Annotated in this window: 17 protein-coding genes; 3 read left to right on the top strand and 14 right to left on the bottom strand. The window is 65.3% G+C overall.

Going from position 1 to position 14,740, the window contains the following annotated elements; translation table 11 throughout:
* Positions 1-107: 107 nt before the first annotated feature.
* From ACI0FO_RS19100 to ACI0FO_RS19115, 4 genes are all read right to left on the bottom strand, one after another.
* Positions 108-1,505 (bottom strand): MFS transporter, encoded by a 1,398-nt coding sequence (locus ACI0FO_RS19100; protein WP_416029137.1) that lies wholly within the window; start codon positions 1,503-1,505, stop codon positions 108-110.
* Positions 1,505-2,878, bottom strand: coding sequence for a bifunctional UDP-N-acetylglucosamine diphosphorylase/glucosamine-1-phosphate N-acetyltransferase GlmU (gene glmU, locus ACI0FO_RS19105; RefSeq protein ID WP_416029300.1), 1,374 nt, complete (start codon positions 2,876-2,878; stop codon positions 1,505-1,507). Before glmU ends, ACI0FO_RS19100 begins: the two co-directional genes overlap by 1 nt.
* Before the next feature lie 66 nt (positions 2,879-2,944).
* Entirely contained in the window at positions 2,945-3,766 is an 822-nt protein-coding gene (locus ACI0FO_RS19110) for a PhaM family polyhydroxyalkanoate granule multifunctional regulatory protein (RefSeq protein ID WP_416029139.1), read from the bottom strand.
* A 42-nt stretch (positions 3,767-3,808) separates the two neighbouring features.
* Positions 3,809-4,477 carry a glycine zipper 2TM domain-containing protein gene (locus tag ACI0FO_RS19115; RefSeq protein ID WP_416029141.1) on the bottom strand — a complete coding sequence of 223 codons (669 nt, stop codon included), beginning with the start codon at positions 4,475-4,477 and terminating at the stop codon, positions 3,809-3,811.
* A gap of 130 nt (positions 4,478-4,607) precedes the next feature.
* Here ACI0FO_RS19115 and ACI0FO_RS19120 point away from each other — a divergent pair, with 130 nt between their 5' ends.
* Entirely contained in the window at positions 4,608-4,844 is a 237-nt protein-coding gene (locus tag ACI0FO_RS19120; protein ID WP_416029142.1) for a DUF3717 domain-containing protein, read from the top strand.
* Here ACI0FO_RS19120 and ACI0FO_RS19125 read toward each other — a convergent pair whose 3' ends face one another.
* The 5 genes from ACI0FO_RS19125 to ACI0FO_RS19145 form a co-directional block, all read right to left on the bottom strand.
* Complete coding sequence (locus ACI0FO_RS19125) at positions 4,845-5,450, bottom strand: SCO family protein (RefSeq protein WP_416029144.1); 606 nt, start codon at positions 5,448-5,450, stop codon at positions 4,845-4,847.
* A 17-nt stretch (positions 5,451-5,467) separates the two neighbouring features.
* Positions 5,468-6,361 (bottom strand): heme o synthase, encoded by an 894-nt coding sequence (gene cyoE / locus ACI0FO_RS19130; RefSeq protein WP_416029146.1) that lies wholly within the window; start codon positions 6,359-6,361, stop codon positions 5,468-5,470.
* A 13-nt stretch (positions 6,362-6,374) separates the two neighbouring features.
* Positions 6,375-7,409, bottom strand: a complete 1,035-nt coding sequence (locus ACI0FO_RS19135) for a COX15/CtaA family protein (RefSeq protein WP_416029147.1) — start codon at positions 7,407-7,409, stop codon at positions 6,375-6,377.
* 65 nt (positions 7,410-7,474) lie between these two features.
* On the bottom strand, positions 7,475-8,056 hold the full coding sequence (locus tag ACI0FO_RS19140; protein ID WP_416029302.1) for an SCO family protein: 582 nt from the start codon (positions 8,054-8,056) through the stop codon (positions 7,475-7,477).
* 84 nt (positions 8,057-8,140) lie between these two features.
* A complete protein-coding gene (locus ACI0FO_RS19145; protein ID WP_416029149.1) occupies positions 8,141-8,947 on the bottom strand; it encodes an SURF1 family protein in 807 nt (268 codons plus the stop codon).
* Positions 8,948-8,983: 36 nt separating this feature from the next.
* On the opposite strand from ACI0FO_RS19145, the gene ACI0FO_RS19150 reads away from it, so the two are divergent.
* Positions 8,984-9,184 carry a twin transmembrane helix small protein gene (locus ACI0FO_RS19150; protein ID WP_006224570.1) on the top strand — a complete coding sequence of 67 codons (201 nt, stop codon included), beginning with the start codon at positions 8,984-8,986 and terminating at the stop codon, positions 9,182-9,184.
* A 287-nt stretch (positions 9,185-9,471) separates the two neighbouring features.
* Here the strand turns inward: ACI0FO_RS19150 and ACI0FO_RS19155 are convergent, their stop codons facing one another.
* The 5 genes from ACI0FO_RS19155 to coxB all read right to left on the bottom strand — a co-directional run bounded on the left by ACI0FO_RS19155 (position 9,472) and on the right by coxB (position 13,643).
* Positions 9,472-10,347 carry a cytochrome c oxidase subunit 3 gene (locus tag ACI0FO_RS19155; RefSeq protein WP_105559027.1) on the bottom strand — a complete coding sequence of 292 codons (876 nt, stop codon included), beginning with the start codon at positions 10,345-10,347 and terminating at the stop codon, positions 9,472-9,474.
* A 37-nt stretch (positions 10,348-10,384) separates the two neighbouring features.
* A complete protein-coding gene (locus ACI0FO_RS19160) occupies positions 10,385-10,609 on the bottom strand; it encodes a DUF2970 domain-containing protein (RefSeq protein ID WP_105559028.1) in 225 nt (74 codons plus the stop codon).
* A 9-nt stretch (positions 10,610-10,618) separates the two neighbouring features.
* Positions 10,619-10,744, bottom strand: a complete 126-nt coding sequence (locus tag ACI0FO_RS19165; protein WP_006224567.1) for a cytochrome oxidase small assembly protein — start codon at positions 10,742-10,744, stop codon at positions 10,619-10,621.
* Between the two features lie 31 nt (positions 10,745-10,775).
* Positions 10,776-12,383: a cytochrome c oxidase subunit I gene (gene ctaD, locus ACI0FO_RS19170; RefSeq protein WP_105559029.1), complete on the bottom strand. Its 1,608-nt coding sequence runs from the start codon at positions 12,381-12,383 to the stop codon at positions 10,776-10,778.
* A gap of 102 nt (positions 12,384-12,485) precedes the next feature.
* Positions 12,486-13,643, bottom strand: coding sequence for a cytochrome c oxidase subunit II (gene coxB, locus ACI0FO_RS19175; RefSeq protein WP_416029152.1), 1,158 nt, complete (start codon positions 13,641-13,643; stop codon positions 12,486-12,488).
* 290 nt (positions 13,644-13,933) lie between these two features.
* Between coxB and ACI0FO_RS19180 the strand changes: the two genes are divergently transcribed.
* On the top strand, positions 13,934-14,740 hold the full coding sequence (locus tag ACI0FO_RS19180; RefSeq protein ID WP_416029153.1) for an NUDIX hydrolase: 807 nt from the start codon (positions 13,934-13,936) through the stop codon (positions 14,738-14,740).

The raw sequence follows: 14,740 nt of genomic DNA on the forward strand, positions 1-14,740 counted from the left end.
AGGGAATCTTGCGCGCCGGGTCACAGGACCAGGCGCTGGCCGCCATTATAGAAGCGGCCAGGGCGCCAGGGCGGACCCGCCCCAGGCCCCGTCGACACTAACCGGCGCTAGACCCGCAGTTTGTTGAACCGGACGGTGTTGACCACCACCGCCAGCGCGGCGCAAACCGTTCCCAGCACCAGCGCCAGCCCGGGGCCATGCGCGACGCTGACGCTGAACGCAATGGCCACCAGCGCCGTGCCGAAACTCTGGCCGAACACCCGGGTGGTGGCTTGCAAACCGCCCGCGGCGCCGCTGCGCGAGCGAGGCGCCGCCGACAGCATGGCGCGGTTGTTGGGCGTCTGGAAGAAGCCGAAACCCACTCCGGCCACGAACATGCCCGCCACGATGAACCAATTGGATACCGACGACGGCAGCAACGCCAGCCACAGCATACCGGCCACCATGGTCGCCGCCCCCACGCCGCTAAGCGTGGCGGCGGAATAGCGGTCGGACAGCCGGCCCGCCAGCGGCGCGATGATGGCGGTACCCACGGGCCAGGCACCCATCAACATGCCCACCTCCAGGTACGGACGGCCAAGCACCTGCTGGAAATAGAAGGGCAGCGACACATACGACGCCATTTGCGCCGCGAAGGTGCAGGCCGACGCGCCCACGGCGAACGCCAGCGGGCGGATGCGCAGCAGGTCCACCGGTACCAGCGGCGCCGGTTGCTTGCTGACGCGGCGCACCAGCACCCAGCCGGCCACGGCCGCGATCGCCACCAGGCCAATGCCCCGCAGCAGATCCTGACCCATCATGTCCACGCCCGAAATGAAGACGCCCAGCGTCGCCATGCAGAGCAGGGCGCTGACCCAGTCCAGCTTCACGTCGTTGCGCGGCACTTCAGGCAGATGGCGCAGGCCGAACATGGCCAGCACGCAGATGGGCAGGTTCACCGCGAAGATCCACGGCCACGGGGCCACCGACAGGATGGCCGACCCGATGGTGGGCCCCAACACCGACATCACCGCCACCGTGGTGGCGTTGATGCTGATGCCCCGGCCCAGCATTTTCAGGGGGTAGATGTTGCGCACCAGGCCGCCGAACATGCACATCAGGGTGGCGGCGCCCACGCCCTGGAACACCCGCGCCGCGGTCAGTTGCCACAGCGTGCCGGCCAGCGCGCACCCCAGCGAAGCCAGGGTGAACAGCATCAAGCCAAAGGTGAACATGCGGCGAAAGCCGATGCGTTCGGCCAGCGCCGACAAGGGCAGCAGTGTCATCACCACCGCCAGGTTGTAGGCGTTGACGATCCAGACGGCTTCGGCGGGCGACGCGTGAAGATCGACGGCGATAGTGGGCAGCGCCACATTGGCGATCGTGGTGTCCAGCACCGACAGGCTGATGCCCGTCATCACCGTGGCGGCCGCCCAGTACCGGCGGGGTGCCGGCAAACCGTCGGGCGGCGCGGGCTTGGCGCCCCCGCCCGGCGGCCTGTCCTGCGCGGAGTCGTTCTCCGCCATCACGACTTTTTGACCGGACGCTGCCAACCCTCGACCGTAAGCTGTTTAGCGCGCGACACGGTCAGCTTGTCGGCCGGCGCATCGCGGGTCAGGGTCGTGCCTGCGCCCAGGGTCGCGCCGCGGCCCACGCGCACGGGCGCCACCAGTTGCGTGTCCGAGCCGATGAAAGCGTCGTCTTCGATGACGGTGCGGTGCTTGTTCACGCCGTCGTAGTTGCACGTGATCGTGCCGGCGCCCACGTTCACGCGCTGGCCGATGTCGGCATCGCCGATATAGGCCAGATGATTGGCCTTGCTGTCCGCGCCCAGCACGCTCTTCTTGATCTCGACGAAGTTGCCGACGTGGCTGCGGTCGCCCAGTTCTGCACCGGGGCGCAGGCGGGCATACGGGCCCACGCGCGCATCCCGGCCCACTTCCGCTTGCTGCAAGTGGCTGAAGGCTTCGATCTGGGTGCCGGCGCCAACGGTCACGTCGCGCAGGACGCAGTGCGGGCCCACGCGCACGCCATCGGCCAGCGTCACGTTGCCTTCGAACACGCAGCCCACGTCGATGAACACATCGCGTCCGCACGTCAGCGTGCCGCGCACGTCAAAGCGCGCCGGATCGGCCAGCGTGACGCCTGCTTCCAGCTGGCGGCGGGCTTGCTCGGCCTGCCAACGGCGTTCCAGTTCGGCCTGTTGCACGCGGCTGTTCACGCCCAGCGTTTCCCAGCCCGCGCCGGGTTGGGCGGCGCCCACCGGCACGCCATCGACCACGGCCAGGCCGACCACGTCGGTCAGGTAGTACTCGCCCTGCGCGTTCTTGTTGTCGATGCGGGACAGCCAGTCTTTCAGCTTGGCGGTCGGAGCGGTCAGAATGCCGGTGTTCACTTCCTTGATGGCGTGTTCCGCTTCCGTGGCGTCCTTGTGTTCGACGATGCGGCACACATTGCCCTGGGCGTCGCGCACGATGCGGCCGTAACCCGTGGAATCGGTCAGCACTTCCGTCAGCACGGCGGCGCCCGAGGCGCGCGCGGTCAGCAGGCGTTGCAGCGTGTCTGGCTGCACCAGGGGCACGTCGCCGTAAAGCACCAGCGTCACGTCGTCCTTGCCGTCGCCTTCCAGCAGCAGCGGCACCGCTTGCTGCACGGCGTGGCCGGTGCCTTGCTGCGGCTGCTGCAGCACGAAGTGCAGGTCAGCCTGGCCGTCGAATGCCTGTTTGACGCGATCGGCGCCGTGGCCCACCACGACGATGATGCGCGCCGGTTTCAGTTGGCGCGCGCTATCCAGCACGTGGCCTAGCATCGGTTTGCCCGCCAGGGTATGCAGCACTTTGGGAAGATCGGACTGCATGCGTTTACCCAGTCCGGCGGCAAGAATCACTACGTTAAGCATAAGTTCCATGAAAGGTTGGGACGGTCGAGCGGCCTGGCGGCCGGCTCGCTTGTCGATTGAAAGGGGTCAGGGCTTGCCGTCGGCAGCCCCGGATTTCTTGGCGGCCTTCGGCGCGGATTTTCCGGCCGTCTTCGCGGCAGGTTTGCGCGACGCCGGTTTGGAAGCCTTCGCTTCGGTCTTCGCGGCGGCCTTGGATTCGCCGGGCTTGGCACCGGTGTCCGCACCGGGTTCCGCGCCTGGCGCGGCGGGCGCGCCCGGCATGGACGCGGCGGTGGCGGCCGCGATCTGGTTGAACTGCTGCTGCAGCAGATCCCACCACGCCTTGGACGCCGATTGCGCGGCGGCGCCCATTTGTTCGCTCATGCCTTGCATGGCCGACTCCGGCGTGGCCTGGTCCGCGGCCCCATCCGCCTCCGCGTCCTTGCCGGCCGGCGCATCTTGCGCGCGGCCTTGCGTCGACGACGAATTCGACGCTGGCTTGGCCGCGGCCTTGGGCGCGGGTTTCAGGCCCAGCACCACTTCAAGGGGAGACGCCGCGCCGCTATCGCGCATCGCGCCCATATCCATATTGGCCGCGCTATCCACGAACGCGCGCAGCGTGCTGATGGTGGAGCGCTGCACTTCCATGCCCTGGATGGTGGACGACAGCATGGACAGGTTCATGCGCAACCAGTTTTCAACCGAGCGCAGTTCCGCGATGCGGCGGTCCAGGTCTTCAAGGTTCATGGGAGGCGCCATCGGCAAGCTACTGGCCAGACCGCCAGGCCCGGTCAAGCCCGCCCACGCCTGGCGCATCATTTCCATGCTGGCCAAAAGGGGATTGCCCGACAGGTCGGAATTCTGTCCCATGCCAGGAAGGACGAACGGATTCGTGAATTGGTCGCTCATGCCAGGTCTCCCCAAATGCGGATGGTTTCCGCCGGCTGCCGGTCAACCCGGCACCAGCTGGTTATTCTCCACGCGCACCCGGTCGCCCGAGGCAAAGGCGAACGGCTGCGCGCTGCGGAACTGGCGCGCACTACCGTCGCCCATGCGGACCGTCAGCTCATAGTGCGTCACCGTTTGTTGCTGTCTGATATTACGCTCAACTTCACGGCCTGCCAAAGCGCCGCCCACGGCGCCCAGCACGGTCAGCGCCGTCTTGCCGCTGCCTCCGCCAAACTGATTACCCACAACGCCTCCCACGACGCCGCCGCCGATGGTGCCGACCAGATGATTGCTATCGTCCTTCACGGGGACTTGCACCTGGCGCACCGACTCCACCACGCCGCAGTTCTTGCAGGCTTGCGGCGCCGGGGCCGGGGCGGAGGCGGCGGGACGGGGCGCCGCGGCAGAGGCCGGACGGCCGGTTTGGGCCGGCGCAGGCGCAGGCGGCTCAGAGGCTTGCGAGGCGGAAGCCTGGGGCGCGGGCGCCAGGTTGGCGCTTTCGGGGCCAGCGCTGACCACGGGCGTATCCGCGTGGGGATTGGCCGACGGCGAGGGCAACCAGCCCATCACCGCAGCCACGCCCACCGCGCACATGACAATGACGGCTATCGCCGCGGCGGCGACCAGCGGATGCAGGCCGCGGCGCGGGGTGTCTATTCGGGTGGTATTCATGACGAAGCTCCATCGTAACTAACCGGCATCGGTATAGCACTCGGGCGCCGTTTCGGCATGTTGCGATGGTGACGCTTCTTTGCAGCCCCGGGCCGGTGGACAGGCCATGCCATTCGTGGACAATAGGCGCATGGATTCCATTTCTCTGCCCCAGCTCGAACAGGCGATCAACTATTGGCGCAACGTGTCGCCATCGGTCGGCGACGAATCTCGCCTGTGCCCTGAAGCCGCGGCGCTGGCCACGCCCTATGCCCTGATGATCATCACGCACCGGCACGACATCCCGGTGGCCGAACTCAATGAAAAAGCCCAGGCGGCGCTGGCCGGCTGGGCTGCTTCGGGCGCGCGCACCCCGACCGACCCCTGATCAGCCTTTCAGCAGGGCCTTGATGTCGTGCGTCAGGGCGTCCACGCCCAGATTATTGTTGGCCAGCACGCGGGATTCCCCCTTGCCGTCCAGCAAGTAGAACGCGGCGGTATGGTCCATCGTGTAGTTGCCGTCCTTGGTGGGCGCCTTGGCGTAATACGCCTTGAACGACGCGGCAGCCTTTTTGACCTGGTCCGGCGTGCCGGTCAGGCCCAGGAAGCGCGGGTCGAAAGCCGTGACGTACTGCTTCAGCACTTCTTGCGTGTCGCGCTCGGGGTCCACGGTGATCAGCAGCACCTGCACGCGTTCGGCGTCCGGACCCAGCTTTTTCATGACCTCGGTCAGCTCGGCCAGCGACGTGGGGCACACGTCGGGGCACTGCGTGAATCCGAAGAACACCACGACCACCTTGCCGGCAAAGTCGGACAACTGACGCGTCTTGCCATTGGTGTCGGTCAGTTCCATGCCGCGGCCCAGCTGGGTGCCACTGATGTCGCTGCCTTTGAACGTGGGCGCGCTTTCGCCGCAAGCGGCAAGGGCGGCAGTGAAGGCGGCGGCGGCGCCGAAGCGCAGGGCCAGCCGGCGGCTGGCGGAAAACACGGACATCGACAACCTCCAGGGGATCAGCGCAGCAGGCCGACCCAGTGGTCCACCAGCAGGGCGCCGAACAACAGCGCCAGGTAGAGAATGGAAAAACGGAACATGCTGCGCGCCAGCTCGTCGCTATAGGCACGGTACAGGCGCCACGCATACGACACGAACATCCCGCCCAGCACCAGCGCCGACAGCAGATAGAGTTCGCCGCTCATGCGGATGGCGTAGGGCAACAGGGTCGTGGCCACCAGCGCCACGCTGTACAGCAGGATATGCAGGCGCGTGAATTGGTTGCCGTGGGTGACCGGCAGCATCGGCAGGCCGGCCTTGGCGTAATCGTGGTTGCGATACAGCGCCAGCGCCCAGAAGTGCGGCGGCGTCCAGATGAAGATGATCAGCACCAGCACCCATGCTTCCGCGGGCACCGAATCCGCCACGGCGGCCCAACCCAGCGCCGGGGGCATCGCGCCCGACAAGCCGCCAATCACGATGTTCTGCGGCGTGCGCGGCTTGAGAATGACGGTATAGATGACGGCGTAGCCCACAAAAGTGGCGAAGGTCAGCCACATGGTCAGGGGATTGACCAGCGTGTACAGCACGAACATGCCTGCGCCGCCCAGCAGCCCCGACAGGCTCAGCACCTGGAAAGCCGAAATGGTGCCTTGTGCCGTGGCGCGGCGGGCCGTGCGCAGCATGCGCGCGTCTACCTCTTGTTCGATCAGGCAGTTGATGGCGAAAGCAGCCGCGGCAAGCAGCCAGATGCCAATGGTGCCGAACAGCACGCGGCGCATGTCGGGGATGCCCGGCGCGGCAAGGAACATGCCGATGACTGCGCAAAACACCGCCAGCTGCGTGACGCGCGGCTTGGTGAGTACGAAGTATTGGCGGAACAATCCGGATTGGGGAGCGGCAAGACTGGTCATAGTGGACCCTATTTTAAACGCGCACCGAATTGGGGCCATAGCCCGCCGCCGGCGCGCGTCCCGCTGTGGACAAACGCACCATCAGCACCACGGCGGCCAGCGTCAGGCCAGCAGCTCCGCCATTGTGCAGCACGGCGATCAGCAGCGGCCACTGAAAGAAGATGGTGGTCAGGCCGGTGAACAACTGCGCGGTCAGCAGCGCCAGCATCAGCGTGGCGGGGCCGCGCAGGCCCGGCTCGGCCCGCAGCCGCCAGGCCAGCGTGCCCAGGTACAGAAACACGACAAAGGCGAAATTGCGGTGCACCCAATGGATGGCCGTCAGAGCGGGCTGCGAGATCATCTCGCCCGAGGGCAATTCGCCCAGGCCGCGGATCACCGAATAGCCGCCATGGAAGTCCATGTCCGGCACCCACTTCCCGTGGCACATGGGGAAATCCATGCAGGCCAGCGCGGCATAGTTGGTACTGACCCAACCGCCCAACGTCACCTGCACCAGCAGCAGACCGAACCCCACCGCCACCCACGGCTTCCAACGGGCGGCCGCCGCGCCAATAGGTAAATGCGGGCGCTCGCGGGCCGACAACCAGGTCATCAACGCCAGCACCGACAACCCGAACACCAGATGGGACGTCACCACGACGGGCATCAGCTTGTGGGTCACCGTCCAGGCGCCGAACGCGCCCTGCACGCACACGGCGACCAGCGTCGTGACGGCCAACGCGGGCGAACGGCCCAGTTCGCGCCGATAGCGCCACGCCATATAGACGATGCCGATGATGAGCATGCCCAGGATGGTTCCGACATAGCGGTGGATCATCTCGATCCAGGCCTTGGACATCGTCACGGGACCGAAGGGCATGGCTTGCGACGCCTGGTGGATGTCGCCCTGCGCGCCCAGCGGCGTCACGCTGCCGTAGCAGCCAGGCCAATCGGGGCAGCCCAGGCCAGAATCCGTCAAGCGCACGAAGGCGCCGAACATGATCAGGTCCAGCGTCAGGAACCAGGTGAAAAAAACAAGTTTGCGATACCGCGCTTTGATACGTTCCATTTCCCTACCATTACTCTGCCGCGCCGCGCGAATCCCGCGGCACTCGGCCATCCCACGATCGGGGGTCACCCTATTCTTGAGTTATAGACCAGCTTGCTGATGTCTTTGCGCACTTTCACGCCGTCGGCTTCGGCAGGGTACTGCATCATCAGGTTCCCCAGCGGGTCGATCACCCACATCGGCTCGGGCAATCCAGGCTGGCCGGCGGCCGTTTGCCGCGCCAACAGGTAGCGCGCCAGCTGGTCCGGGTCGGCGCGCAGCATGACCGTGCCCTTGTAGGCTTCCAGCACCTTGTCCGGCACCGGCGCGTCATCGGTGATGAACCAGACGCGCGCCAGGCGGTCCACGTTCTTGCCCTGGCTGGCGTGGCTGTTGCGCGTGATGTAGAGCTTGCGGGCACAACTTTCAGGGCAAGCCGCGCCGTCGGCGGTCACCAGCAGCCACTTGCCCTTCAAGCTTTGCAGGTCGAAAGGCTTGCCGTCCAGCGTGGTCAGCGTAAGCTCGGCCGCCGCCGGCATCGGGCGCTGCGGCGACACCAGCGTGCCGTAATTGCTGGAATCCGCCGGCCACCATTGCGGGTTCATGTACACCACGAAGGCGGCCACGATCGGCGCCAGTGAACACAGAAACACCAGCAGCATGGGCATCAATGAGCGCTTGCCTGCAGGCTTGTTGGATGAAATATCGCGAGCCACTTTATATCCTGGATGATTCGTTCATGGACGCACGCGTCAGGCCCGGGGGCCATTCCGCGCGCGCTGGCGCATGCGCTTGATGGCGCCCCCCAGCACCACCAGCCATGCGATGGCGGCTATCAGACCAAACGCGAACCACTGCACGGCGTAAGACGTGTTCTTCTGAAAATCCACCGACGGTTGCGGCCAGTCCCGAACGAGGTCGCCCGCGGCGCCCTGGCCCGCCGGGCCCGTCTGGCTAAGCACCACCGGCAACAGGTTCAGCCCCGTCGCGCGGGCATAGTCGGCAAGCGGCAGGTTCTGCACCTGCGGCACGCTGCCGTTTGCCACGGGCAGCGCGCGGGGCAGCGCGGATTGATCCTGCCCGCCCATCGACCAAAGCTCGAACATGCGGGGCACGCGGTCGGAGAGTTCGCCCGTGACGGTCTGCGCGCCGTCGGGCGTTGCCGGCAGCTTGGGTTCGCCCTGGCCCTGGATCACGCGTGGCAGCCAGCCCCGCAGCACCACCACCGCCTGCCGCGACGACGCATCCAGCAGCAGCGGCGTGGCCAGCCAGTAACCCGGCCTGCCGTCGTGGTTGCGGTTGTCCAGCAGTACACTGAACTGCGGCAACCATGTGCCGCTGGCCTGGGCCACGCGCCATGCGGTCATGTCGTCGGAAGGCGTTGCCGGCGTCAGCATCAGCGGCGCCTGCTTGCGGCCCGCCTCGATCGCCGCCAGAATGGCGCGTCGCTCGTCGCTGCGACGCAACTGCCATTGCCCCAGCGACACCAGAATCACCACGGCGATGCCAAGCAGCAGTAAGGCGGCTACCGTGTAGCGGGTTGAATGCGGTCGGGCCATGTATCGTTGCTAACTCTGTTTTGTCCGGAGACCACCATGCGCGTTTTCGTCGTACTGGCCTTCATCGGGATTCTGGCCAGCCTGGCATCCGCCCTGGTCTACCTGATGCGGGACAAAGGCACTACCAGCCGCACTGTCAATGCGCTGACCGTGCGCATCGGGCTGTCGGTTGCCCTGTTCCTGTTCGTGCTGTTCGCCCATCACATGGGCTGGATAGAAAGCACCGGGCTTAGATAGGCCCGCGGGGCGCAGGTTCCCGATTGCCCCACGCCGCGTGACGTACCCATGTAGGATGGGTGCAGCGCGCCCGCCCCCCAACAAGAACCCAGGCACCCAGCGCGCGAAACCCATCAAGCAGCGGTGGCGTCATGGCTGAAGCTGCCAAGCACCGCATCGCTGCATGATGGCGTCATGGCTGAAGCCGCCAAGCGCCGCGGCGCTGCTTGATGGGTTTCGCGCGCTGGGCGCCCGAGTGCTGGCGCGAGATCGTCTCGCGCTGCACCCATCCTACGTCCCGATTCGCCTCAGAACCAGTAGACGAACAGGTACAGGCCCAGCCACACCACGTCCACGAAGTGCCAGTACCAGGCCGCGCCTTCAAAGCCAAAGTGATGGTCGGCGGTGAAGTGGCCCCGGATCAGGCGGATCAGGATGACCGTGAGCATCGTGGCGCCCAGGATCACGTGGAACCCGTGGAAACCGGTCAGCATGTAGAACAGCGAGCCATAGGCGCCCGAGTTGAACTTCAGGTTCAGCTCTGTGTACGCATGGTGGTATTCGGCGGCCTGACAGGCCACGAAGATGAAGCCCAGGATGACCGTCGCGGCCAGCCAGAACATCGTCTTGCCGCGGTGGTTCTCGCGCAGCGCATGGTGCGCGATCGTCAGCGTGACGCCCGAGGACAGCAGCAGCGCGGTGTTGATCGTGGGCAGCCAGAAGGGGCCCACCGTCTGGAACTGCTCGACCACGCCGGCCGGGCCGAAGTTGGGCCAGGCCGCCTTGAAGTCGGGCCACAGCATCAGGCGGTGGTCGATGTCGCCCAGCCACGGCGTCGTGATCGTGCGGGTGTACCAGAGCGCGCCGAAGAACGCGGCGAAGAACATCACTTCAGAGAAGATGAACCAGCTCATGCCCCAACGGTAGGAACCATCGATGCGCTTGCTGTTCATGCCGGCTTCGGATTCCTGGATGGCGTCCCCGAACCAGTAGTACAGCACGACGATCAGGCCGATGAACCCCGCCAGCACCGCCCATTTGGCCCAGTCGACGCCGTTGATCCAGGCCGCGGCGCCCAGCCCCATGAACAGCAGCGCCACCGCCGTGCGCACGGGATGCCCCGAGTCGGCGGGCACAAAGTAGTACGGTGCCTCTTTACCTTGAACCGAGTGGCTTGCACTCATGGCTTTCTCCCTGGTACAGATTTATAGATTAAGTGATTCAAGTCAGGCTGGAAACGGCCCAACGCACAATTAATACCAGCACAGTAACGAAGATTGCCGCTGCCAGCAGTCCAGCCACGATCACGTGCACCGGGTTCAGCTTGGCGCTGTCTTCCCGGTAGCCCGCGCCCTTGCGCACGCCGAAGAACCCCCACGCCACCGCCTTCATCGTCTGAAGGAAGCTCAGCTTGCGCTGAGTGGTTTCGTGCAGGTCGTCGCTCATGGCCGTGGCCTAGCCGACCGCGTTGCCGGTCAGCAGCGCCGAGCCCCGCAACACGGTCCAGGCAAACACGGCAAGGACGAAAGCCAGCAGGACCAGCCCTGCAATTTTGTTACGGCGGCGCTGCTCGGGTGTCATTGCTGTGCTACCTGGAACATGAAAGGCGGGTTCACTTCACTTCGGGCGGCGTTTCGAAGGTGTGGAACGGGGCCGGCGAGGGCACCGTCCATTCCAGCCCTTCGGCGCCTTCCCACGGCTTGGCCGCGGCGACTTCGCCCTTGCCCATGTAGCAGCGAATGATCGCCCACAGGAAGATCAATTGCGACAGGCCGAACCAGAACGCACCGATGGTGGCCATCTGATGGAACGTCGTGAATTGCGCGGCGTAGTCGGCATACCGGCGCGGCATGCCGGCCAGGCCCAGGAAGTGCATCGGGAAGAAGGTCACGTTGAACGAGATCAGCGTCGACCAGAAATGCAGCTTGCCCAGCTTTTCGCTGTACATGCGGCCGGTCCACTTGGGCACCCAGTAGTAGGCGCCTGCGAACAGCGCGAACAACGAACCCGCCACCAGCACGTAGTGGAAGTGCGCCACCACGTAGTAGGTGTCGTGCACCTGGATGTCGATCGGGGCCACGGACAGGATCAGGCCGGTGAAGCCGCCCATCGTGAACACGAAGATGAAGCCGATCGAGAACAGCATCGGCGTTTCGAACGTCATCGAGCCGCGCCACATCGTGGCGACCCAGTTGAACACCTTCACCCCGGTGGGGATGGAGATGAGCATGGTGGCATACATGAAGTACAGCTGGCCTGTCACCGGCATGCCCGTCGTGAACATGTGGTGGGCCCACACGATGAACGACAGCACGGCGATGGAAGCGGTGGCGTACACCATCGAGGCATAACCGAACAGCTTCTTGCGGGCGAACGCGGGCACGATGGCCGACACGATACCGAACGCCGGCAAGATCATGATGTAGACCTCGGGGTGCCCGAAGAACCAGAACACGTGCTGGTACAGGACCGGGTCGCCACCGGCGGCCGCGTTGAAGAAGCCCGTGCCGAAGTGACGGTCGGTCAGCACCATGGTGATGGCCGCGGCCAGCACCGGCATCACGGCCAGCAGCAGGAACGCGGTGATCAGCCAGGTCCAGCAGAACAGCGGCATCTTCATCAGCGTCAGGCCGGGCGCGCGCATGTTCAGGATGGTCACGATGATGTTGATCGCGCCCATGATCGACGACGCGCCCATGATGTGCATCGCGAAAATGCCCAGGTCCATGCCCGGGCCCATCTGCAGGGACAGCGGCGCATACAGCGTCCAGCCCGCAGCGGTGGCGCCGCCCGGCACGAAGAACGACGCCGTCAGCATGATCGCGGCCACCGGCAGCAGCCAGAAGCTGAAGTTGTTCATGCGCGCGAACGCCATGTCGGACGCGCCGATCTGCATCGGGATCATCCAGTTCGCGAAGCCCACGAAGGCCGGCATGATGGCGCCGAACACCATGATGATGCCGTGCATGGTGGTGAACTGGTTGAACAGTTCGGGGCGGAAGAACTGCAGGCCCGGCTCGAACAATTCGGTGCGCAGCAGCAAGGCAAGCGTGCCACCTTCCAGCAACATGGCAAACGAGAAGATGAGATACATCGTCCCGATGTCTTTATGGTTCGTGGCAAATAGCCAGCGGCGCCAGCCCGTGGGCATGGCGTGATGGTGGTCATCGTGACCGTGGCCGTGGCCCGGCGACACGTGGTCTACAGTGACGCTGCTCATGATGGACTCCTTCCTGCTGAGTGCCGCCCCCGTTCCACGGGGACGGCAGGGTATCTCTAACTAAACGGAACCGGTTCTAACGGTGGGAACGCAGGCGCGCGATCAACGCGCGGCCGCGACGTCCTTCGGTAGAACCGTCGGGTCCTGCCCCTTGCCTGCATTGCTCCAGGCATGGCGCGTATAGCTGATGACCGCTGCGATCTCGACATCATTGAGCTGCCCGCCGAATGCCGCCATCGCGGTGCCGGGCTTGCCCTTGAGCACGGTGTTGATCTGGCCCGCCTTGGGGCCCAGAACAACCTTGTCTCCGTCGAGCGGTGGGAAACTGCCCGGAATGCCCTTGCCGTTGGCCTGGTGACAGGCGACGCAATTGGCGGCGAAGACCTTCTCGCCACGGGCAACCAGTTCGGCTTCCGTCCACTCTTTATTGGGATCGTCGGCGTTTGCCGCCATCTTCTTTTTCTGGTCTTCAACCCACTTATCGTAGTCGGCTTGCGCCAGGACTTCCACGACGATGGGCATGAAGGCGTGGTCTTTGCCACAGAGCTCCGCACACTGGCCGCGGTAGATGCCGGGCTTTTCCGCGCGGAACCAGGCGTCCCGCAGGAAACCGGGGATGGCATCCTGCTTGACGCCGAAGTCCGGGATCATCCAGGAGTGGATGACGTCGGCCGCGGTCAGCACGACCCGGACCTTCTTGTCCACCGGGACGACCATGTGGTTGTCCACTTCCATCAGGTAGAACTCGCCCTTGGGCTCGCGGTTCTCGATCTGCGCGCGGGGCGTGGCTAGCGTGGACAGGAACTTGACGCCGGCAGCGGAGCCGTCGAGGTATTCATACCCCCACTTCCACTGATAGCCCGTGACCTTGATGGTCAGGTCGGCGCTTGAGGTGTCTTTCATGGCCACGACCGTCTTGGTGGCCGGTAGCGCCATGGCGATGACGATGATGAAGGGAATGACCGTCCAGGCGACTTCCACGCCCAGATGCTCATGGAAGGTCGCGGCCTTGTGCCCGCGGGACTTCCGGTGTGCCCAGATGGAGTAGAACATCACCCCGAACACACCAATGAAAATCACGATACAGATCGTTAGCAGCAACCAATGCAGCCACATGATGTCGCGCGAAATCGCCGTGACACCCTCATGCAGGTTCAGCTGATTGACCTTCGGGCCGCCGGGCATGTCTTGCACCTGAGCGCTGGCCACGCTGCCAATCAGCATCGCACAAGCCCCCAGTATCCCTCTCCACTTCTTCATGCTTACCTCGAAACACGGCGCGAGGGCCCTTGTCGCCTAGTGGCACGAGTGTCACTTCAACAGGACTACGCGCAATTATTAGATGGCAGGGCTAGGCAGGGAGATAGAGCGGCCCCCGCATTCCCACTCGAAATCACAAAGAAACTGGCGGATTATAGCGGACACGCAAACAGTTGTAAGACAGGCCTCTTGATTTCGTGGGCCCCGCCCCCATCTGCACGCGCCTCTTGACCGCGCGCCATAAACAGGGTGGCATAAAATCACCGCCAACTTCATCACGGCGCCCAACGATGCCCAAGCAGTTGTCCGATTTGTATGCCGACCTATGCGCCCGCGCACAGGAAGCCGCCCCCGACGGCGCGCACGCTTTATATATAGCGGGCCGCCGCTGCGGCTGGGTGACGCATGCGGCATGCGACGCGCTGCGCGACGCACCCCGCATCGTGTGCGATGACACGTCGCTGCATATCGGCCGCGACCTGGCGCCGGGCGCCGAGCTGAACGCCGTGCTGGAAAACACCGCGGAACTGTTGCGCCAAGCCAACTGCCTGCGCGGCTGGCGCGACGAGTTGCTGGATGTGATGGACGGCGTGCTGCCCCTGGGCGTGATCGAGCGCGCGGCGGTGCGGCCCCTGGGCCTGTTGACCAAGGCAGTGCACCTGAACGCCTGGACCCCGGACGGCCGGCTGTGGGTTGCGCGGCGCGCGCTCAGCAAGTCCACCGATCCCGGTATGTGGGACACCCTGGTGGGCGGCCTGGCCGGCTGCGGTGAAGATCTGGAATTGGCCTTGCTGCGCGAATGCGGCGAAGAGGCGGGCCTGGACGCGCCCGACCTGGCCCGGCGCACGCCTTTGCGCACCATTCTGCGCATCCATCGCCGGCTGCCAGAGGGGTATCAGGTCGAAGACGTGCTGACCAGCACCTGCGTGCTGGCGGCCGACGCCCGTCCCGCCAACCGGGACGGCGAAGTCATGCAGATCGCCACCGTGGACGTAGCGACCGCCGTGCGGCAGGTCGCCGAAGGCGAATTCACGCTGGAAGCGGCGCTGGTGATCATCGAAGACATCATGCAGCGTCAGGCCGCCGGCCAGATCTGA

Origin of the sequence: Achromobacter marplatensis, assembly GCF_049060505.1 — a bacterium.
GTDB classification, from domain to species: domain Bacteria; phylum Pseudomonadota; class Gammaproteobacteria; order Burkholderiales; family Burkholderiaceae_B; genus Achromobacter; species Achromobacter marplatensis_A.